Here is a 12,298-nt window from a genome sequence, read left to right as displayed (position 1 = left end):
AGCCAACCCGACCCAACCCGACTAACTTTCCTGGCGTGACGCATTCATGCGACCAACGCTAAGAGGACAGCTTTATTCGATCTTAGATGATCTGTGAAAAGGTGCCAATGCTGATGTCGGGAAGTGAGATAAGTTTTTTATAGTTTTATTGATGTGGGTGTGTTGGTTTTTGACCGAAAATAAATCTGTCAAGTTTTTCTGGTGATGTGATACTTTCTAGGTTTGAAATAGGTGTAACCCTGTTTCAGGGTTAAATAATGACGTGCTTGTATAAGTGCTTGCGAGAGGAGGAGTTGTAGTGAAATCTAGTATGTTGTTGGTTTTGTTTTTTCTTTTGTCCGGCTGCGTAACCAATCAACTGCACTTCGCGGCCTACACCACAGACGCAGAACTGTCTGCGATCAAAAACAAAACCATTCACTCAACGATAGCCAGCCTATCTGGCGATGAGCGCTGCGCTCCCTGTTCCGAGCGTAGTAAGGTGGTGTGGCATGCGGCCAACTATAAGGTGGGCCTGTACGAAGGTTTCGCTAATATCCCAGTCACCGATTGGTCTGAGTTCACCAAACGGTCTATCGGATCCGACGCAGATGCGAGCATAAAAACCAGAGTCGAGATCGACCGGATTTTTGTCAAAACGTGGAACAGTCCTGATTATTATGCATGCGAAGCGAGGCTCTCGGTGTATATCGGGACGGCTAAATATACCGGGCAGTCGCGTGTGAAAATAAAGAGGGCAGGCCAAGAGGTGGTTAGTCAGAATCTAGCCTATCTTAAGTCGGAAACACTAAATGCTGTTAGTCTTGCGTTGAAGGCTGCTTACATCGATGCCTTTAGCCGCATTGAAAAAGCTCCGCGCTAAAGTAGCGAAAAGCGGCAAAAGCTACTGTGGCGGCTACGTTGGTCAGGAAGTTAAGTGAGGCATAAAGGTTACTCGGTAGCTGACAGAGGGTGCCTCCTTTTCCTACAGGTCATTGCTTTGCCCGGCTTTGACAAGCCACCCCAACCCGACTAACTTTCCTGGCGTGACGCATTCATGCGACCCACGCTATGCAGCTAACCTTTTTTCTGCGCCACATTTCGTCGTGGCCCCAGTGCGCCTAACAGCTAGCAAGTGACTGTTAATCATTGGGTCCCTGGTTCGAGTCCAGGTCGTGGAGCCAGATAGCAACATAAAGAGAAGCCTGCAGAGATGCAGGCTTTTTTTTGCGTTGAAAAAAGAGAGCAGGCTAGTTAGCCATTCAAACCACGCCATGCGTGGCGATGTTGCAATATTGCCCTTTGAAATACAGCAATGGCCGCGTCGCAACAGCCTCTTTGGCTAAATCCAGCGCTTTCACTTCACCAATCACGATCAGGTGATCACCCGCGACGTGCTCGGCGTGGATTTCACAATCCAGCCAGTGCAGGCTCCCGGCAATGACCGGATTACCCAGCGGCGATTCCTGCCATTCGATGCCGTGCCATTTATCCGTGCCTCGACGGGCGAACTGGTTGGAAATCCTGACCTGCTCAGCTGACAGGATATTGACTGCGAACCGTCCTGCCTGGCGGATCTTGGGATAGCTGGCCGAGTTGGACATGACGCTGAATGACACCAGTGGCGGGTTCATTGACACGCTATAGAACGACTGGCAAGTGAAGCCAATGGGCGCGTCATCCACATGGGATGTGATCACCGTGATACCGGATGCGTAGTGTCCGAGCGCTTCGCGAAAGCTCAATGGCTCGATAGCGGTATTGGGACGTGACATAGTCAATCCTGAATAGTGAGTGCTGTTCGAAAGCGTGAAGGCCTGAAGTGGTGCGGCATTTTCTTCCTTGCCATGCTCCTCTTCCGGCCTTCGCCCGGCACTAGTTCGAGAGCTCTCTTCGAACGATTTCCGCACCTGCACTCAGCGCGTTCAGCTTGCCTCTGGCTACCTGGCGAGGCAGCGGGGCCATGCCACAGTTGGTGCAAGGGTAGAGCTTGTCGGCGTCTACAAATTGAAGCGCTTTGCGTAGGGTATTGGCGACTTCCTCGGGCGTTTCAATGGTGTGGTTGGCCACGTCAATGGCGCCTACCATCACTTTTTTGCCGCGAATGAGTTCGATCAAATCCATGGGGACATGGGAGTTGTGACATTCCAGCGAGATGATATCGATGCTGGACTTTTGCAGCTTTGGAAAGGCTTCTTCGTATTGGCGCCACTCTGAACCCAGCGTCTTTTTCCAGTCGGTATTGGCCTTGATGCCATAGCCATAGCAAATATGCACCGCGGTTTCACATTTAAGGCCTTCAATGGCCCTTTCCAGGGTGGCAACGCCCCAATCATTCACCTCGTCAAAAAAGACGTTAAAGGCCGGCTCGTCAAACTGGATGATGTCGACACCCGCCGCCTCCAGTTCCCTGGCTTCTTGATTGAGAATCTTGGCGAATTCCCACGCCAGTTTTTCGCGACTTTTATAGTGGTTGTCATACAGCGTGTCGATCATGGTCATGGGGCCTGGCAGCGCCCACTTAATCGGCTGCTTGGTTTGCTGGCGCAAGAACTTGGCGTCTTCAACAAACACGGGCTTTTGGCGAGAAACCGCGCCAACAACCGTCGGTACGCTGGCATCATAGCGATCACGAATCCGGACGGTTTCACGCTTTTCAAAATCAACGCCGTCAAGGTGTTCAATAAAGGTGGTGACGAAGTGTTGGCGTGTTTGTTCGCCATCGCTGACGATATCAATGCCGGCTTGTTGTTGTTCCTGCAACGACAAACGCAAAGCGTCCTGTTTGCCCTCAACCAGTTCCTCGTCTTGCAGTTTCCAGGGGGACCATAGCGTTTCAGGTTGTGCAAGCCAAGCAGGTTTAGGCAAGCTGCCAGCGGTTGAAGTCGGTAGTAATTTTTTCACGATGGGTGACCTTGTATTCTAAATAAGTCAAAGCGCGCAGTGAGCGGACCACTGCTCAAGAACAGCTTGGTACGGTTTGATGAAGTGTTCTTCGACAAACTTTCCTTGCTCGATAGCCAGCTGGCTACGTTCTTCGCGGTCATAAACAATCAGGGTTAATGAGTAATCCTGGTGTTTCAAGCTGGGTTGGTAGGATTGCCCGGCTGCCGAGTTGGCGTTGTAAATCTCAGGCCGGTAAATCTTTTGGAAAGTGTCCATGGTACTGATGGTACTGATCAGCTCCAGATTGGTGTAATCACTGAGCAAATCACCGGAAAAGTAAAATGCCAGTGGCGCAACGCTGTTGGACGGCATGAAGTAACGAACCTTCAGCCCCATTTTATTGAAGTACTCATCCGTTAAGGAGTATTCATCCTGCTGGTATTCAATGCCCAAGACAGGGTGCTGGTTCTCAGTCCGGTGGTAGGTCTTGGTGTTTGAAACACTCAGGCAGATAACCGGCGGTTTATTGAAGTTTTGTTTGTAGGTGTCGGAGTTGACGAAGCACTTGAATAGCTTTCCGTGCAAATCGCCAAAGTTATCCGGCGTGCTGAATTCGGCTTGATCCTTGTTGTGCCCCAACAGCACCACGCTGAAGTCATAATCACGCACGTAGGAGGAGAAGTTATTACCTACGATGCCTTCAAAGCGTTCATGGGTCTTGTGGTCAATAATATTTGATTTCAATATTTCAATCAGGGGGATGCCGTTGCCCGTGCAGCCGGCATCGATATTCATCTCAACAGAAATAATTTCAAGTTCGACCGTGTAGCGATCGCCTTTAGGGTTGTCCCAATGCGCTAGGGCATTAAAGCGGTTGTCAATCATCCTTAAGGTATTGCGCAGGTTTTCTTGACGACGCTTGCCTCTCGCCAAATTGGCAAAGTTGGTCGTGATGCGCGTATTTTCGGACGGTTGATAGTGTTCGTCGAAACGAATTCGCTTAATACTGAACGTGAATGCTTTGCTCATAACCCTGGCGCCCTGATGTCTGAGATAAACCTGAAAGAACGTCTCGCCTGGTTTTACTCAGAGGTCTTTACAGTGTCTTTAATTAACAAACAGTTTAGGCTGAGCGATTCTTGAGTGAAAATGAATTGATTTCACTGAATCGTTAACCCTACTCATGACGAGACAGCGGATAAAGAAAAGCCTGCCGCGCGGCAGGCTTTTTTTACTGTTGGCTTATTCAGGCGAAGGCCGTGCCCTCAATGTGGTAGACCTGCGGTTCTGCAGAAAAGTATGCCTCCAGGCCCTGCATGAATGCCTGGTGATCGTCACTGGCTTCGAATCCTGGCGTATGGTCTTCGAGCGACGCCCAGCGCACGATCAGGTTGAAGCGCTCAGGTGTTTCGATCCCTTGGGCGAGCATGTGGCCCAGGTAGCCCTTTGCGCGGGTGAGCAGGGGCGCGACCTCGGCAAACGCCTGTCTGAACGTTTCAATCTGTTCTTTGTGAACGGGGAGCAGGGCGATCTCGTAGATCATGGCTTGGCTCCTGCGGTGGGCTCGATGGCGATCGCGATTTTGCCTTGGAGGCCGTTGTTGGGGCTCTCCAACCGGGCATGGGCGAGTGCGATGTCAGCCAGTGCATAGACGGCGCCGACGTGTGGACGCAGCTGACCCCGTGCTACCAATGTGCTCAACTCGTCGAGTTTGCCGCGGTTTTGCCGGGTGAACACGAAGTGATAACTCGCATTCTTGCCCCAGGCCTGCACCAGGTTCTGTGGCTGGGTAATGTCGACGATCGACACCACGCGGCCCAGTTGCGCCAGTGCGTCAGGGCTGCGCGACAGCGTGTTGCCGCCGAGGGTATCGAATATCACATCGACGCCGCGCCCCTCTGTTTCCCGCATGATCACGTCGACGTAGTCTTCCTTTTCGTAGTCGATGATCACGTCGGCGCCCAGGCTCCGTGCGAACTCAGCGTTGGCTTCACGCACGGTGGTGAACACCCTGGCACCGATGGCTTTTGCCAGCTGGATCGCGACGTGGCCCACACCGCCCGCACCGCCGTGGATCAGGATGCTTTCTCCCACCCGAAGCGCTGCGCGCACGGTCAGCGCTTCCCATGCCGTTCCGCCAACAAGGCTCAGGCTGGCCGCTTCCAGGTGGCTAAGCGTGGGCGGTTTTTTCCCGACAATGTTTTCGGCTGCCACGTGGTATTCGGCATAACTGCCGGGGCCGTCGAATATCTGCGGGGTGTACCAGACTTCGTCGCCTGGCACGAAGTTCGTCACGCCGTGCCCGACGGCTTCGACAACGCCGGAGACGTCATGGCCGGTGATGGCGGGGAGGGGCACCAGGTCGGAGTAGTCGCCGCGTCGCACCTGATAATCCAACGGGTTGATGGACGTGGCGTGTACCCGCACCAGGACCTGTCCCGTGTGCGGCACCGGCGTGGGCACCTCGCAGAGTTCGAACGAATCCGGGCCGCCAAATGATTTAAGCCTCATCGCTTTCATTGCATTACCTCGTTTCGGTAAAAAGGGATATCGGGAATTCTCGATATCTTGGGTCAAAAAATTACAGCTCCTTGCCAATGATCTCGGCGAGCGCACTGATGGTTGCTTCGTTTCGCTTGTAGTAGGTCCATTGGCCGATGCGCCGGGTTTCGATCAGGCCGGCTCGATGCAGCGTTGCCAGGTAATCAGATACGGTCGACTGCGACAGCCCGACGCCTTCCTGAATACTGCTGACGCAAACGCCCACCGTATGAACGTCCCCTTCATCCTGGGCAGGGAAGTTCTTTTCGGGGTCCTTCAAACCTTTCAGGATTTCAAGTCGAGTCCGGTTTGAGAGGGCTTTGAATATTTCGAGTAGGTCCATGGTGTGAGGATATCGAGATTTACCGATATGTCAATCTGGGAATGTAGAAAGCCTGCAATGATGCAGGCCTCTAGGATTTCCCTGATTCCTTCAGTTTGTACATCCGCTCCCCATCACCAGATAGCTCGCAATATGCCGTACACCCTGCGAGTCATCGTAGACCCACTCCACGGGAACCACGCCGCAGACCTGACTGGTGTCGGTGACGCTGATGGTTTTGGCCACATCCAGCGGTACGCCGGTCTGGGCGCTTTCGACGGCAGGTGCGGCGAAGGCGTTGCTGAATACGAAAGCAAGGGAAAGCGCGGCTAACATTTTCATGAGGAGACTCCAGGATTCAAAGGGAATGTTCTTGCAGTAAGCGCCGAGCGGAATCGGCCATGATGGGCAGGGCGCCGGCGAGCATCAGCACATCCTTGAGCACCAGCCGGCCGCCGCCAGAGAGGTAGGGGAACCCGTGCTGGGCATCGCCCGCCGCACTTACCCACGCTTCAGGGGTGGTGATCAGAAAACTCAAGGTCACCACCGGCGTGGCAAAGGCGAGGGCGCCGCCGAGCAGGCCGGTCTTGCGCGAGAGCGGGTTGGAGAGCACCAGCAGGCCGATCAGGATTTCCACCGTGCCCAGCCCGTAAGAGAAGGCGTAAGTGTGGTTGGCCGTTTGCCAGGCACGTTTGTCCTGGTCCAGCTCACCTTCGTGAGTCAGGTGTGTCTTATAGTCCTGTGGCTGCTGGTAGAAGAACGACAGGAATGGGCTGTTGGCGACAAAAGGAGTAATGCTGTCGGCTTCGTAGGGGGGCGAACTTCAACGCGCCGATCCACAGGAAGACGATGCCAATCGCCAGGCGCATCAGGTAGGTGCCGAGGGTGTCGAGCTTGCCGATCGCACGCAGGCCGGCGTTGAATGAATGCAACATGAGGACTTCTCCAGTCATTCCACGGTGTGTGAGAACGTGGGAGAAGTGTGCGGTTTTGCCGGGGGGAGCCTTGTTGCGTAAGGCTCAGATTTTTGTCTGATCGTCTCAAAGATGGGGGCGTATCAAGTGTCGGGCGCTCCTGCGCGCCAACCTTCCAGCGTCCTCCACAACTTCCTCATCGTCGGGTTCTGGTTTTCAACCGCGCAATACGAGCGAATCTCCAACCGTGTACTCCATTCCTCTCCCCCAGCACGCACCAGCAGCCCACGTTCCAACTCATCCACCACCGCGCTCTGGGGCAGCCACGCCACCCCATAGCCCTCGATGGCCATGCGCATCAGCAGCATGGCCATGTCGGCTTCGTAGCAGCGCTCCAGCACGGCGGGCGCAGGGCCGTTCTTGATCACGATTTCCGCCACGCGCCCCAGGAATGTCGTGGCCGTGTAGGCCAAATGCGGGACGGGTTTGCCTGTGTTGCCCGGCAGGCGATACAGCGGCCGACCCCGTTTGTCCGGGGCGCACAGTGGGATAAACGCATCATGTCCCAAGGCCAGGCTGCCGAAGCGTTCCGCGTCCAGCAGGATCGGCGCCAGCGGATGATGGTAGACGATCATCAGGTCGCAGCTGCCCTCTTCCAGCGCAATCACCGCATCATGAATATTCGCCGCCACCACCCGTGCATTGAACTGCTCAGTGTGCCGCTGGAACTGCGCCAGCCACTTGGGCAGGAAGGTCATCGACAGGCTGTGGCCGGCGGTCACCTGGATCGAGCGCCCCGGCATGCGTTCCACTTCGCGCAGGCTGGCGCGCAGGCGCATCAGGCCGGCGAGGGCGTCGCGGCTTTCGCTGCAGAAGGCGACGCCGGCGGCCGTAAGTTGCACCGGATAGGTGCCACGGTCGACCAGTTCGACACCCACCCATTCTTCCAGTGAGCGAATACGCCGCGACAAGGCCGATTGCGTCACGCAGCGCATTTCGGCGGCGCGGGAAAAGTTCTTCCACTCGGCGATGGCCAAGAGGTCGTCCAACCATTTGATCTGCATGCCGGTTCTCCAGGCGGTGAGCCCCGATTTTAGGCCGCCTCGCCCAGGCGGGGCTTGGCTTTTTGCAAACTATTCCAAAAGCGCATGGGGTTAGCCGGATTACTCATCATGGTGGTCGGGGGCTGTCCCTAGAATCCCCGGCATACAACAAAAGCCATCCGAGGGCCGTACCTGTGAACAAGAACAAACTCCCCCGTCGCATTGCAGTCGGCATCGCCCTGGGCGTGCTGGTGGGATGGGCCTGTCACCACTATGCCGGCAGTGAGCAGGCCGCCAAGGAATTGGCCGGGTACTTTTCGATGGTGACCGACATCTTTTTGCGCATGATCAAGATGATCATTGCGCCGCTGGTGTTCGCCACCTTGGTGGGCGGCATCGCGAGCATGGGCAGTTCGCGTTCGGTGGGGCGTATCGGGATGCGGGCCATGCTGTGGTTTGTCACGGCGTCGCTGGTCTCGCTGATGCTCGGCATGGCGCTGGTCAACCTGTTCCAGCCGGGTGCCGGGTTGAACATGCAGGTGGTGCAACACGCCACGGCGGCGGTGCCGGTCGATACCGGGGACTTCAGTCTCAAGACCTTTATCAGTCACGTGTTCCCGCGCAGTATTGCCGAGGCGATGGCCAACAACGAGATCCTGCAGATCGTGGTGTTTTCGCTGTTCTTCGGCTTCGCGCTGGCGGGCGTCAAGCGCGCCGGATATACGCGTATCACCGACACCGTGGACGAACTGGCCAAGGTGATGTTCAAGATCACCGACTACGTCATGGCCTTCGCGCCAATCGGTGTGTTTGCCGCCATTGCCTCGGCAATCACCACCAACGGCCTGGGCCTGCTGGCGGATTACGCCAAGCTCATCGCCGAGTTTTATCTGGGGATTGTGTTGCTCTGGGTGTTGCTGTTCGCCGCTGGCTACCTGTTCCTCGGGCGTTCGGTGTTCACCCTCGGTAAGCTGATCCGCGAGCCGATCCTGCTGGCATTCTCCACGGCCAGCAGCGAGTCGGCCTACCCGAAAACCATGGAGGCCCTGGAGAAATTCGGCGCGCCCAAGCGCGTCTCCAGCTTTGTATTGCCGCTGGGCTACTCCTTCAACCTTGACGGCTCAATGATGTACCAGGCGTTCGCGATCATGTTTATCGCCCAGGCCTACAACATCGACCTGAGTTTCACCCAGCAACTGCTGATTCTCCTGACGCTGATGATCACCAGCAAAGGCATGGCCGGCGTGGCGCGTGCCTCGGTGGTGGTGGTAGCGGCGACCTTGCCGATGTTCAACCTGCCTGAAGCTGGACTGCTGCTGATTATTGGCATCGACCAGTTTCTCGACATGGCGCGCACCGCCACCAACGTGGTGGGCAACAGCATCGCCACGGCGGTGGTGGCGAAATCCGAGACCGAGCAAGAACCTGCCGAGCTGCCGCAGATGGTGCGCACATGACCACCACTTCCCGATTGGGCATCGTCGGCGGGCTCGGCTCGCTGGCGGGCGGTGATCTGTTCTACAAACTGGTCAAATCCAGGGCCGTGCTGGAGGACCAGGGGCGCTACCACTTCCTGTTCGAGCAGCACCCCTTCAAGGATGTGCTGTTGCCCCTGGACCGCCACGCGAGCATGACCGCGCGCAAATTCTATGTGTTCCAGGTGTGCAAGACCTTTGAGGACAGCGGCGTGGATGCGGTACTGCTGCCGTGTTTCGCCAGCCAGACTTTCCGCGAGGAAATCCAGCAGGAGCTGGGTATTCCCGTGCTGGACATGATGCAGGCACTCGTCCGGCATATCCTGCGCAGTGTCGCACCGGGTGCCACCCTGGGCGTGATTGCATCGGACTTCGTGCGCCACGCTGGTTTGTTTGAACAGCACCTCGGCCAGCGCTTTAACCTGGTGTATCCGGAGGACCACGCCCAGGTCGCGTTGATGGAGGCAATGTATGGCGTCAATGGCATCAAGGACGGCCACCTCGACGGTGTGCCGCTGGAGTCGGTGTACCAGGCGTGCCTGTCATTGCAAGGGCAGGGCGCCACGGTGATCGTGCCGGGCATGACCGAGCTGTCGCTGGTGTGCGGCGACCTGCAACGGCGCGGCATCAGTGTGCTCGACATCAACCAGATCTATGCCGAGTTCGCCACCCAGGCCGACGGCCCGACACGCCAGCCGCCGTTCAAACTGGGCATCGTCGGTGGCGTCGGCCCTGCGGCCACCGTGGACTTCATGGGCAAGGTGGTCGCCCACACACCGGCGGGCAAGGACCAGGACCATATCAAGATGGTGGTGGAGCAGAATCCGCAAATCCCTGACCGCACCGCCAACCTGTTGCGCGACGAAACCGACCCCACCCTGGCGCTGTACGCCACCTGCAAACGCCTGGAAAGTGCTGGCGCCCAAGCCATCGCGATCCCGTGCAACACCGCCCATGCGTTTGTCGAACGCATCCAGGCGCATTTGCGCGTGCCCATCGTCAACATGCTCAGCGAAACGGTGGAGTGGATCGTGAGCACCTACGGCAGTCGCCAGGCGGTTGGCCTGCTGGCGACCTCCGGCACCCTGCAAAGCCAGGTCTACCACCAGGCGGCGCGGCGTTCTGGGTTGCAACTCATCACCCCCGGTTTCGATTACCAGGCGCTGGTGATGGAAGCGATTTATGGCGAGCGGGGTATCAAGGCCGGATTTACCGAGGGCGTCTGCCGCGAGCAATTGCTGCTGGCGGCAGAGCATTTGTGTGAGCAGGGGGCGAGGGTGTTGATTTTGGGGTGTACGGAGTTGCCGTTGGTGTTGGCGCACAGTGAGTCGTTCCGGGTCGGCAACTATCGCGTTGCCTTGGTGGACCCCACCACAATTCTTGCGCGACGTTGCATCGGTCTGTCTTCAGATGGTCGCAACACTGTGTGAAACCTGGGGTAGGCGCCGTTAGGGCGCCCAATGATTAACAGTCATTTGCTGACAGCTGAGGGAGCCGCTCGGTAAGTTTAACCCGTTTCTTTTGTTCCAGACCGCTGCCGGGCAGGGCTACGTCTGCGATGCGCGCGGCGAAATACATGTCGAAGAGCTGCCAGTCTTCGAACTCGTCGGGCGCGACGGTAAAAGTCGTCAGTCGGCCAATCAATCCACACAGCCAGTCAGCGCATTGCAAGGTTTGAAATAGATAGCTCTCACCTTGAAGTGGCGGCTCTATGAGTGTGCGGCATTTTTCCGACGGGTCTTCAAACATCGCCAAGGTACAAGCTTCAACGTTTCGTTCGCGCCATTCATTTCCGGCTTTCTGCTCATCCAACAGGACGATGAACGAGGCATTGTTTAACGTGCAAAAGCGATCGATTTTTCGGATGGACTGGAGCAGCGCTCGCTTGAATGTCTCGGTCGAGTTGTGTTCGCTGGGTTCGGTAGGCTTGTGCTCACCGGTGTAAAAAATGTGTCCGCCAATTTTGCGGATATGACTCAGGAGGCGAAATGAAGACCTTCTCAGCTCTCTATATTTGCTTACATTGTCCACAGTAAACAGCGCAGAGCCCTTCTTTTCCCAATGGTAGGCCGGTAAATGTTGTGGGTTTTTGTGTTTGAGATCCCAGGCGAGCAACTGGCACTTGAGCTTGTAGAAGTAGATCGCGAATTCGCGAACCTCTTGGGCGGGAATCAGCATGCCGCCCAGACCGAATACAGGGCTGGTTTTGTACATCGGATGTTTTCGAGAAACATATTGGCCCACGTGGCCAAACTCATCCAGATAAGCAATGTATTGAGTCAAATTCGATTTCCCCATCCATGAGAAACACGAAAGCCCGTGCGATTTCTCGCAACGGGCCTCGGAAGGTGGGCACATGGTTGCCCATATGCGTTGGGAAGGAATCTAGCGAAAAAGTGGCGCGGGCTCCAGTCGTTTGATGAGAATCAGGCAGATCCTACACGTGATCGGGAAATTGCCCTGCTTGCATCAGCGCATCCCAAATTTCTCCAGCGTCGGCGCCAACCCCAGCAGGTCAACCGTAGTTTTCCCTGCCTCCAGCCCCGCCCGAATCCCATCCTCCTTATCTTCCCGACTACGGCTCAACCGGATCACTTCTTCAACGCGATCCTGTTCCACCACCACCAGCCCATCGCGGTCGCCGACGATGATGTCGCCCGGGTTGATGTTCACGCCACCGATCACGATGGGCACGTTGACCTTTCCCGGCTGGCATTTGTTGGTGCCCTTGATGCTCAGGCCGCGGGAAAAGGTCGGGAAGCCCATTTCGATGATGGCATTGGCGTCGCGCACGGCGCCGTTCATCACCAGGCCGACAATCCCGAGTTTCTGCGAGGCCAGGGTCAGCAGGTCGCCCCAGGGGCCGGCCTCCATGAAGCCCTTGGCGTCCACCACCAGCACATCGCCGGATTTGGCTTTGGTCAGGGCATAGTGGATGGCCAGGTTGTCGTCGGGGCGGCAGTCTACGGTCAAGGCGGGGCCGGCCAGGCGCAGGCTCGGGTCGACCGGGCGCAGGCCACTGTCCAGAGCGCCTTTCTGGCCCTGGGCTTCGTGGATGGTGGCGGTGCCCAGTTGTTTGAGGGTGTCGAGTTGGTCTTGGGTAACAGGCATGGTGGCGTTCCGTTTTTATAAGGGCTG

General features: G+C 56.6%; 15 protein-coding genes and 1 tRNA gene. 4 read left to right on the top strand and 12 right to left on the bottom strand.

The annotated features are described in order from the left end of the window. Nucleotides 1-298 precede the first annotated feature (298 nt). Both ACP7EW_RS04120 and ACP7EW_RS04115 read left to right on the top strand, forming a co-directional pair. Entirely contained in the window at nt 299-862 is a 564-nt protein-coding gene (locus tag ACP7EW_RS04120; RefSeq protein ID WP_426215498.1) for a hypothetical protein, read from the top strand. A gap of 228 nt (nt 863-1,090) precedes the next feature. After that, nucleotides 1,091-1,163, top strand: a tRNA-Asn gene (locus ACP7EW_RS04115). A 78-nt stretch (nt 1,164-1,241) separates the two neighbouring features. Here the strand turns inward: ACP7EW_RS04115 and ACP7EW_RS04110 are convergent. The 10 genes from ACP7EW_RS04110 to ACP7EW_RS04065 form a co-directional block, all read right to left on the bottom strand. Further along, a complete protein-coding gene (locus ACP7EW_RS04110) occupies nt 1,242-1,754 on the bottom strand; it encodes a flavin reductase family protein (RefSeq protein WP_426215496.1) in 513 nt (170 codons plus the stop codon). Between the two features lie 100 nt (nt 1,755-1,854). Then, nucleotides 1,855-2,883 carry a methionine synthase gene (locus ACP7EW_RS04105; protein WP_191983014.1) on the bottom strand — a complete coding sequence of 343 codons (1,029 nt, stop codon included), beginning with the start codon at nt 2,881-2,883 and terminating at the stop codon, nt 1,855-1,857. A gap of 27 nt (nt 2,884-2,910) precedes the next feature. Then, nucleotides 2,911-3,894, bottom strand: a complete 984-nt coding sequence (locus ACP7EW_RS04100; protein WP_426215494.1) for a DUF1852 domain-containing protein — start codon at nt 3,892-3,894, stop codon at nt 2,911-2,913. A gap of 217 nt (nt 3,895-4,111) precedes the next feature. Then, nucleotides 4,112-4,408 (bottom strand): antibiotic biosynthesis monooxygenase family protein, encoded by a 297-nt coding sequence (locus tag ACP7EW_RS04095; protein ID WP_061449143.1) that lies wholly within the window; start codon nt 4,406-4,408, stop codon nt 4,112-4,114. Next, on the bottom strand, nt 4,405-5,385 hold the full coding sequence (locus ACP7EW_RS04090) for a zinc-dependent alcohol dehydrogenase family protein (RefSeq protein ID WP_426215492.1): 981 nt from the start codon (nt 5,383-5,385) through the stop codon (nt 4,405-4,407). Before ACP7EW_RS04090 ends, ACP7EW_RS04095 begins: the two co-directional genes overlap by 4 nt. Before the next feature lie 61 nt (nt 5,386-5,446). Continuing rightward, nucleotides 5,447-5,749 carry an ArsR/SmtB family transcription factor gene (locus tag ACP7EW_RS04085; RefSeq protein WP_033900970.1) on the bottom strand — a complete coding sequence of 101 codons (303 nt, stop codon included), beginning with the start codon at nt 5,747-5,749 and terminating at the stop codon, nt 5,447-5,449. A gap of 90 nt (nt 5,750-5,839) precedes the next feature. After that, complete coding sequence (locus ACP7EW_RS04080) at nt 5,840-6,070, bottom strand: DUF2790 domain-containing protein (RefSeq protein WP_426215490.1); 231 nt, start codon at nt 6,068-6,070, stop codon at nt 5,840-5,842. Nucleotides 6,071-6,086: 16 nt separating this feature from the next. Beyond that, on the bottom strand, nt 6,087-6,494 hold the full coding sequence (locus ACP7EW_RS04075) for a DUF417 family protein (RefSeq protein ID WP_426216382.1): 408 nt from the start codon (nt 6,492-6,494) through the stop codon (nt 6,087-6,089). Continuing rightward, on the bottom strand, nt 6,460-6,663 hold the full coding sequence (locus ACP7EW_RS04070) for a DUF417 family protein (protein ID WP_426215488.1): 204 nt from the start codon (nt 6,661-6,663) through the stop codon (nt 6,460-6,462). Before ACP7EW_RS04070 ends, ACP7EW_RS04075 begins: the two co-directional genes overlap by 35 nt. Before the next feature lie 122 nt (nt 6,664-6,785). Then, entirely contained in the window at nt 6,786-7,706 is a 921-nt protein-coding gene (locus ACP7EW_RS04065) for a LysR substrate-binding domain-containing protein (protein WP_426215486.1), read from the bottom strand. A 173-nt stretch (nt 7,707-7,879) separates the two neighbouring features. Between ACP7EW_RS04065 and ACP7EW_RS04060 the strand changes: the two genes are divergently transcribed. Continuing rightward, nucleotides 7,880-9,142 (top strand): dicarboxylate/amino acid:cation symporter, encoded by a 1,263-nt coding sequence (locus tag ACP7EW_RS04060; RefSeq protein ID WP_426215485.1) that lies wholly within the window; start codon nt 7,880-7,882, stop codon nt 9,140-9,142. Beyond that, nucleotides 9,139-10,590: an amino acid racemase gene (locus ACP7EW_RS04055; protein ID WP_426215483.1), complete on the top strand. Its 1,452-nt coding sequence runs from the start codon at nt 9,139-9,141 to the stop codon at nt 10,588-10,590. The genes ACP7EW_RS04060 and ACP7EW_RS04055 overlap by 4 nt, the downstream gene beginning before the upstream one ends. A gap of 34 nt (nt 10,591-10,624) precedes the next feature. On the opposite strand, the gene ACP7EW_RS04050 is transcribed toward ACP7EW_RS04055, so the two are convergent. Together ACP7EW_RS04050 and ACP7EW_RS04045 are read right to left on the bottom strand one after the other, a co-directional pair. Next, the gene (locus ACP7EW_RS04050; RefSeq protein ID WP_426215481.1) at nt 10,625-11,443 is read right to left on the bottom strand and encodes a DUF3800 domain-containing protein; all 819 of its coding nucleotides are present in this window, start codon (nt 11,441-11,443) and stop codon (nt 10,625-10,627) included. 186 nt (nt 11,444-11,629) lie between these two features. After that, entirely contained in the window at nt 11,630-12,271 is a 642-nt protein-coding gene (locus ACP7EW_RS04045; RefSeq protein ID WP_426215479.1) for a 4-carboxy-4-hydroxy-2-oxoadipate aldolase/oxaloacetate decarboxylase, read from the bottom strand. Nucleotides 12,272-12,298 lie beyond the last annotated feature (27 nt).

It is taken from the genome of Pseudomonas sp. DWRC2-2, assembly GCF_049897885.1.
Taxonomy (GTDB): domain Bacteria; phylum Pseudomonadota; class Gammaproteobacteria; order Pseudomonadales; family Pseudomonadaceae; genus Aquipseudomonas; species Aquipseudomonas azotoformans_A.
The sequence above is the reverse complement of the archived record's forward strand: the minus strand, read 5'-3'. Positions and strand labels throughout refer to the sequence as shown.

Bases quoted from the DNA above. Each gene is read 5' to 3' on its own strand.
- ACP7EW_RS04065 (WP_426215486.1), bottom strand. From the start codon at position 7,706: ATGCAGATCAAATGGTTGGACGACCTCTTGGCCATCGCCGAGTGGAAG.
- ACP7EW_RS04055 (WP_426215483.1), top strand. From the start codon at position 9,139: ATGACCACCACTTCCCGATTGGGCATCGTCGGCGGGCTCGGCTCGCTG.
- ACP7EW_RS04090 (WP_426215492.1), bottom strand. From the start codon at position 5,385: ATGAAAGCGATGAGGCTTAAATCATTTGGCGGCCCGGATTCGTTCGAA.
- ACP7EW_RS04070 (WP_426215488.1), bottom strand. From the start codon at position 6,663: ATGTTGCATTCATTCAACGCCGGCCTGCGTGCGATCGGCAAGCTCGAC.
- ACP7EW_RS04080 (WP_426215490.1), bottom strand. From the start codon at position 6,070: ATGAAAATGTTAGCCGCGCTTTCCCTTGCTTTCGTATTCAGCAACGCC.
- ACP7EW_RS04095 (WP_061449143.1), bottom strand. From the start codon at position 4,408: ATGATCTACGAGATCGCCCTGCTCCCCGTTCACAAAGAACAGATTGAA.
- ACP7EW_RS04045 (WP_426215479.1), bottom strand. From the start codon at position 12,271: ATGCCTGTTACCCAAGACCAACTCGACACCCTCAAACAACTGGGCACC.
- ACP7EW_RS04100 (WP_426215494.1), bottom strand. From the start codon at position 3,894: ATGAGCAAAGCATTCACGTTCAGTATTAAGCGAATTCGTTTCGACGAA.
- ACP7EW_RS04110 (WP_426215496.1), bottom strand. From the start codon at position 1,754: ATGTCACGTCCCAATACCGCTATCGAGCCATTGAGCTTTCGCGAAGCG.
- ACP7EW_RS04085 (WP_033900970.1), bottom strand. From the start codon at position 5,749: ATGGACCTACTCGAAATATTCAAAGCCCTCTCAAACCGGACTCGACTT.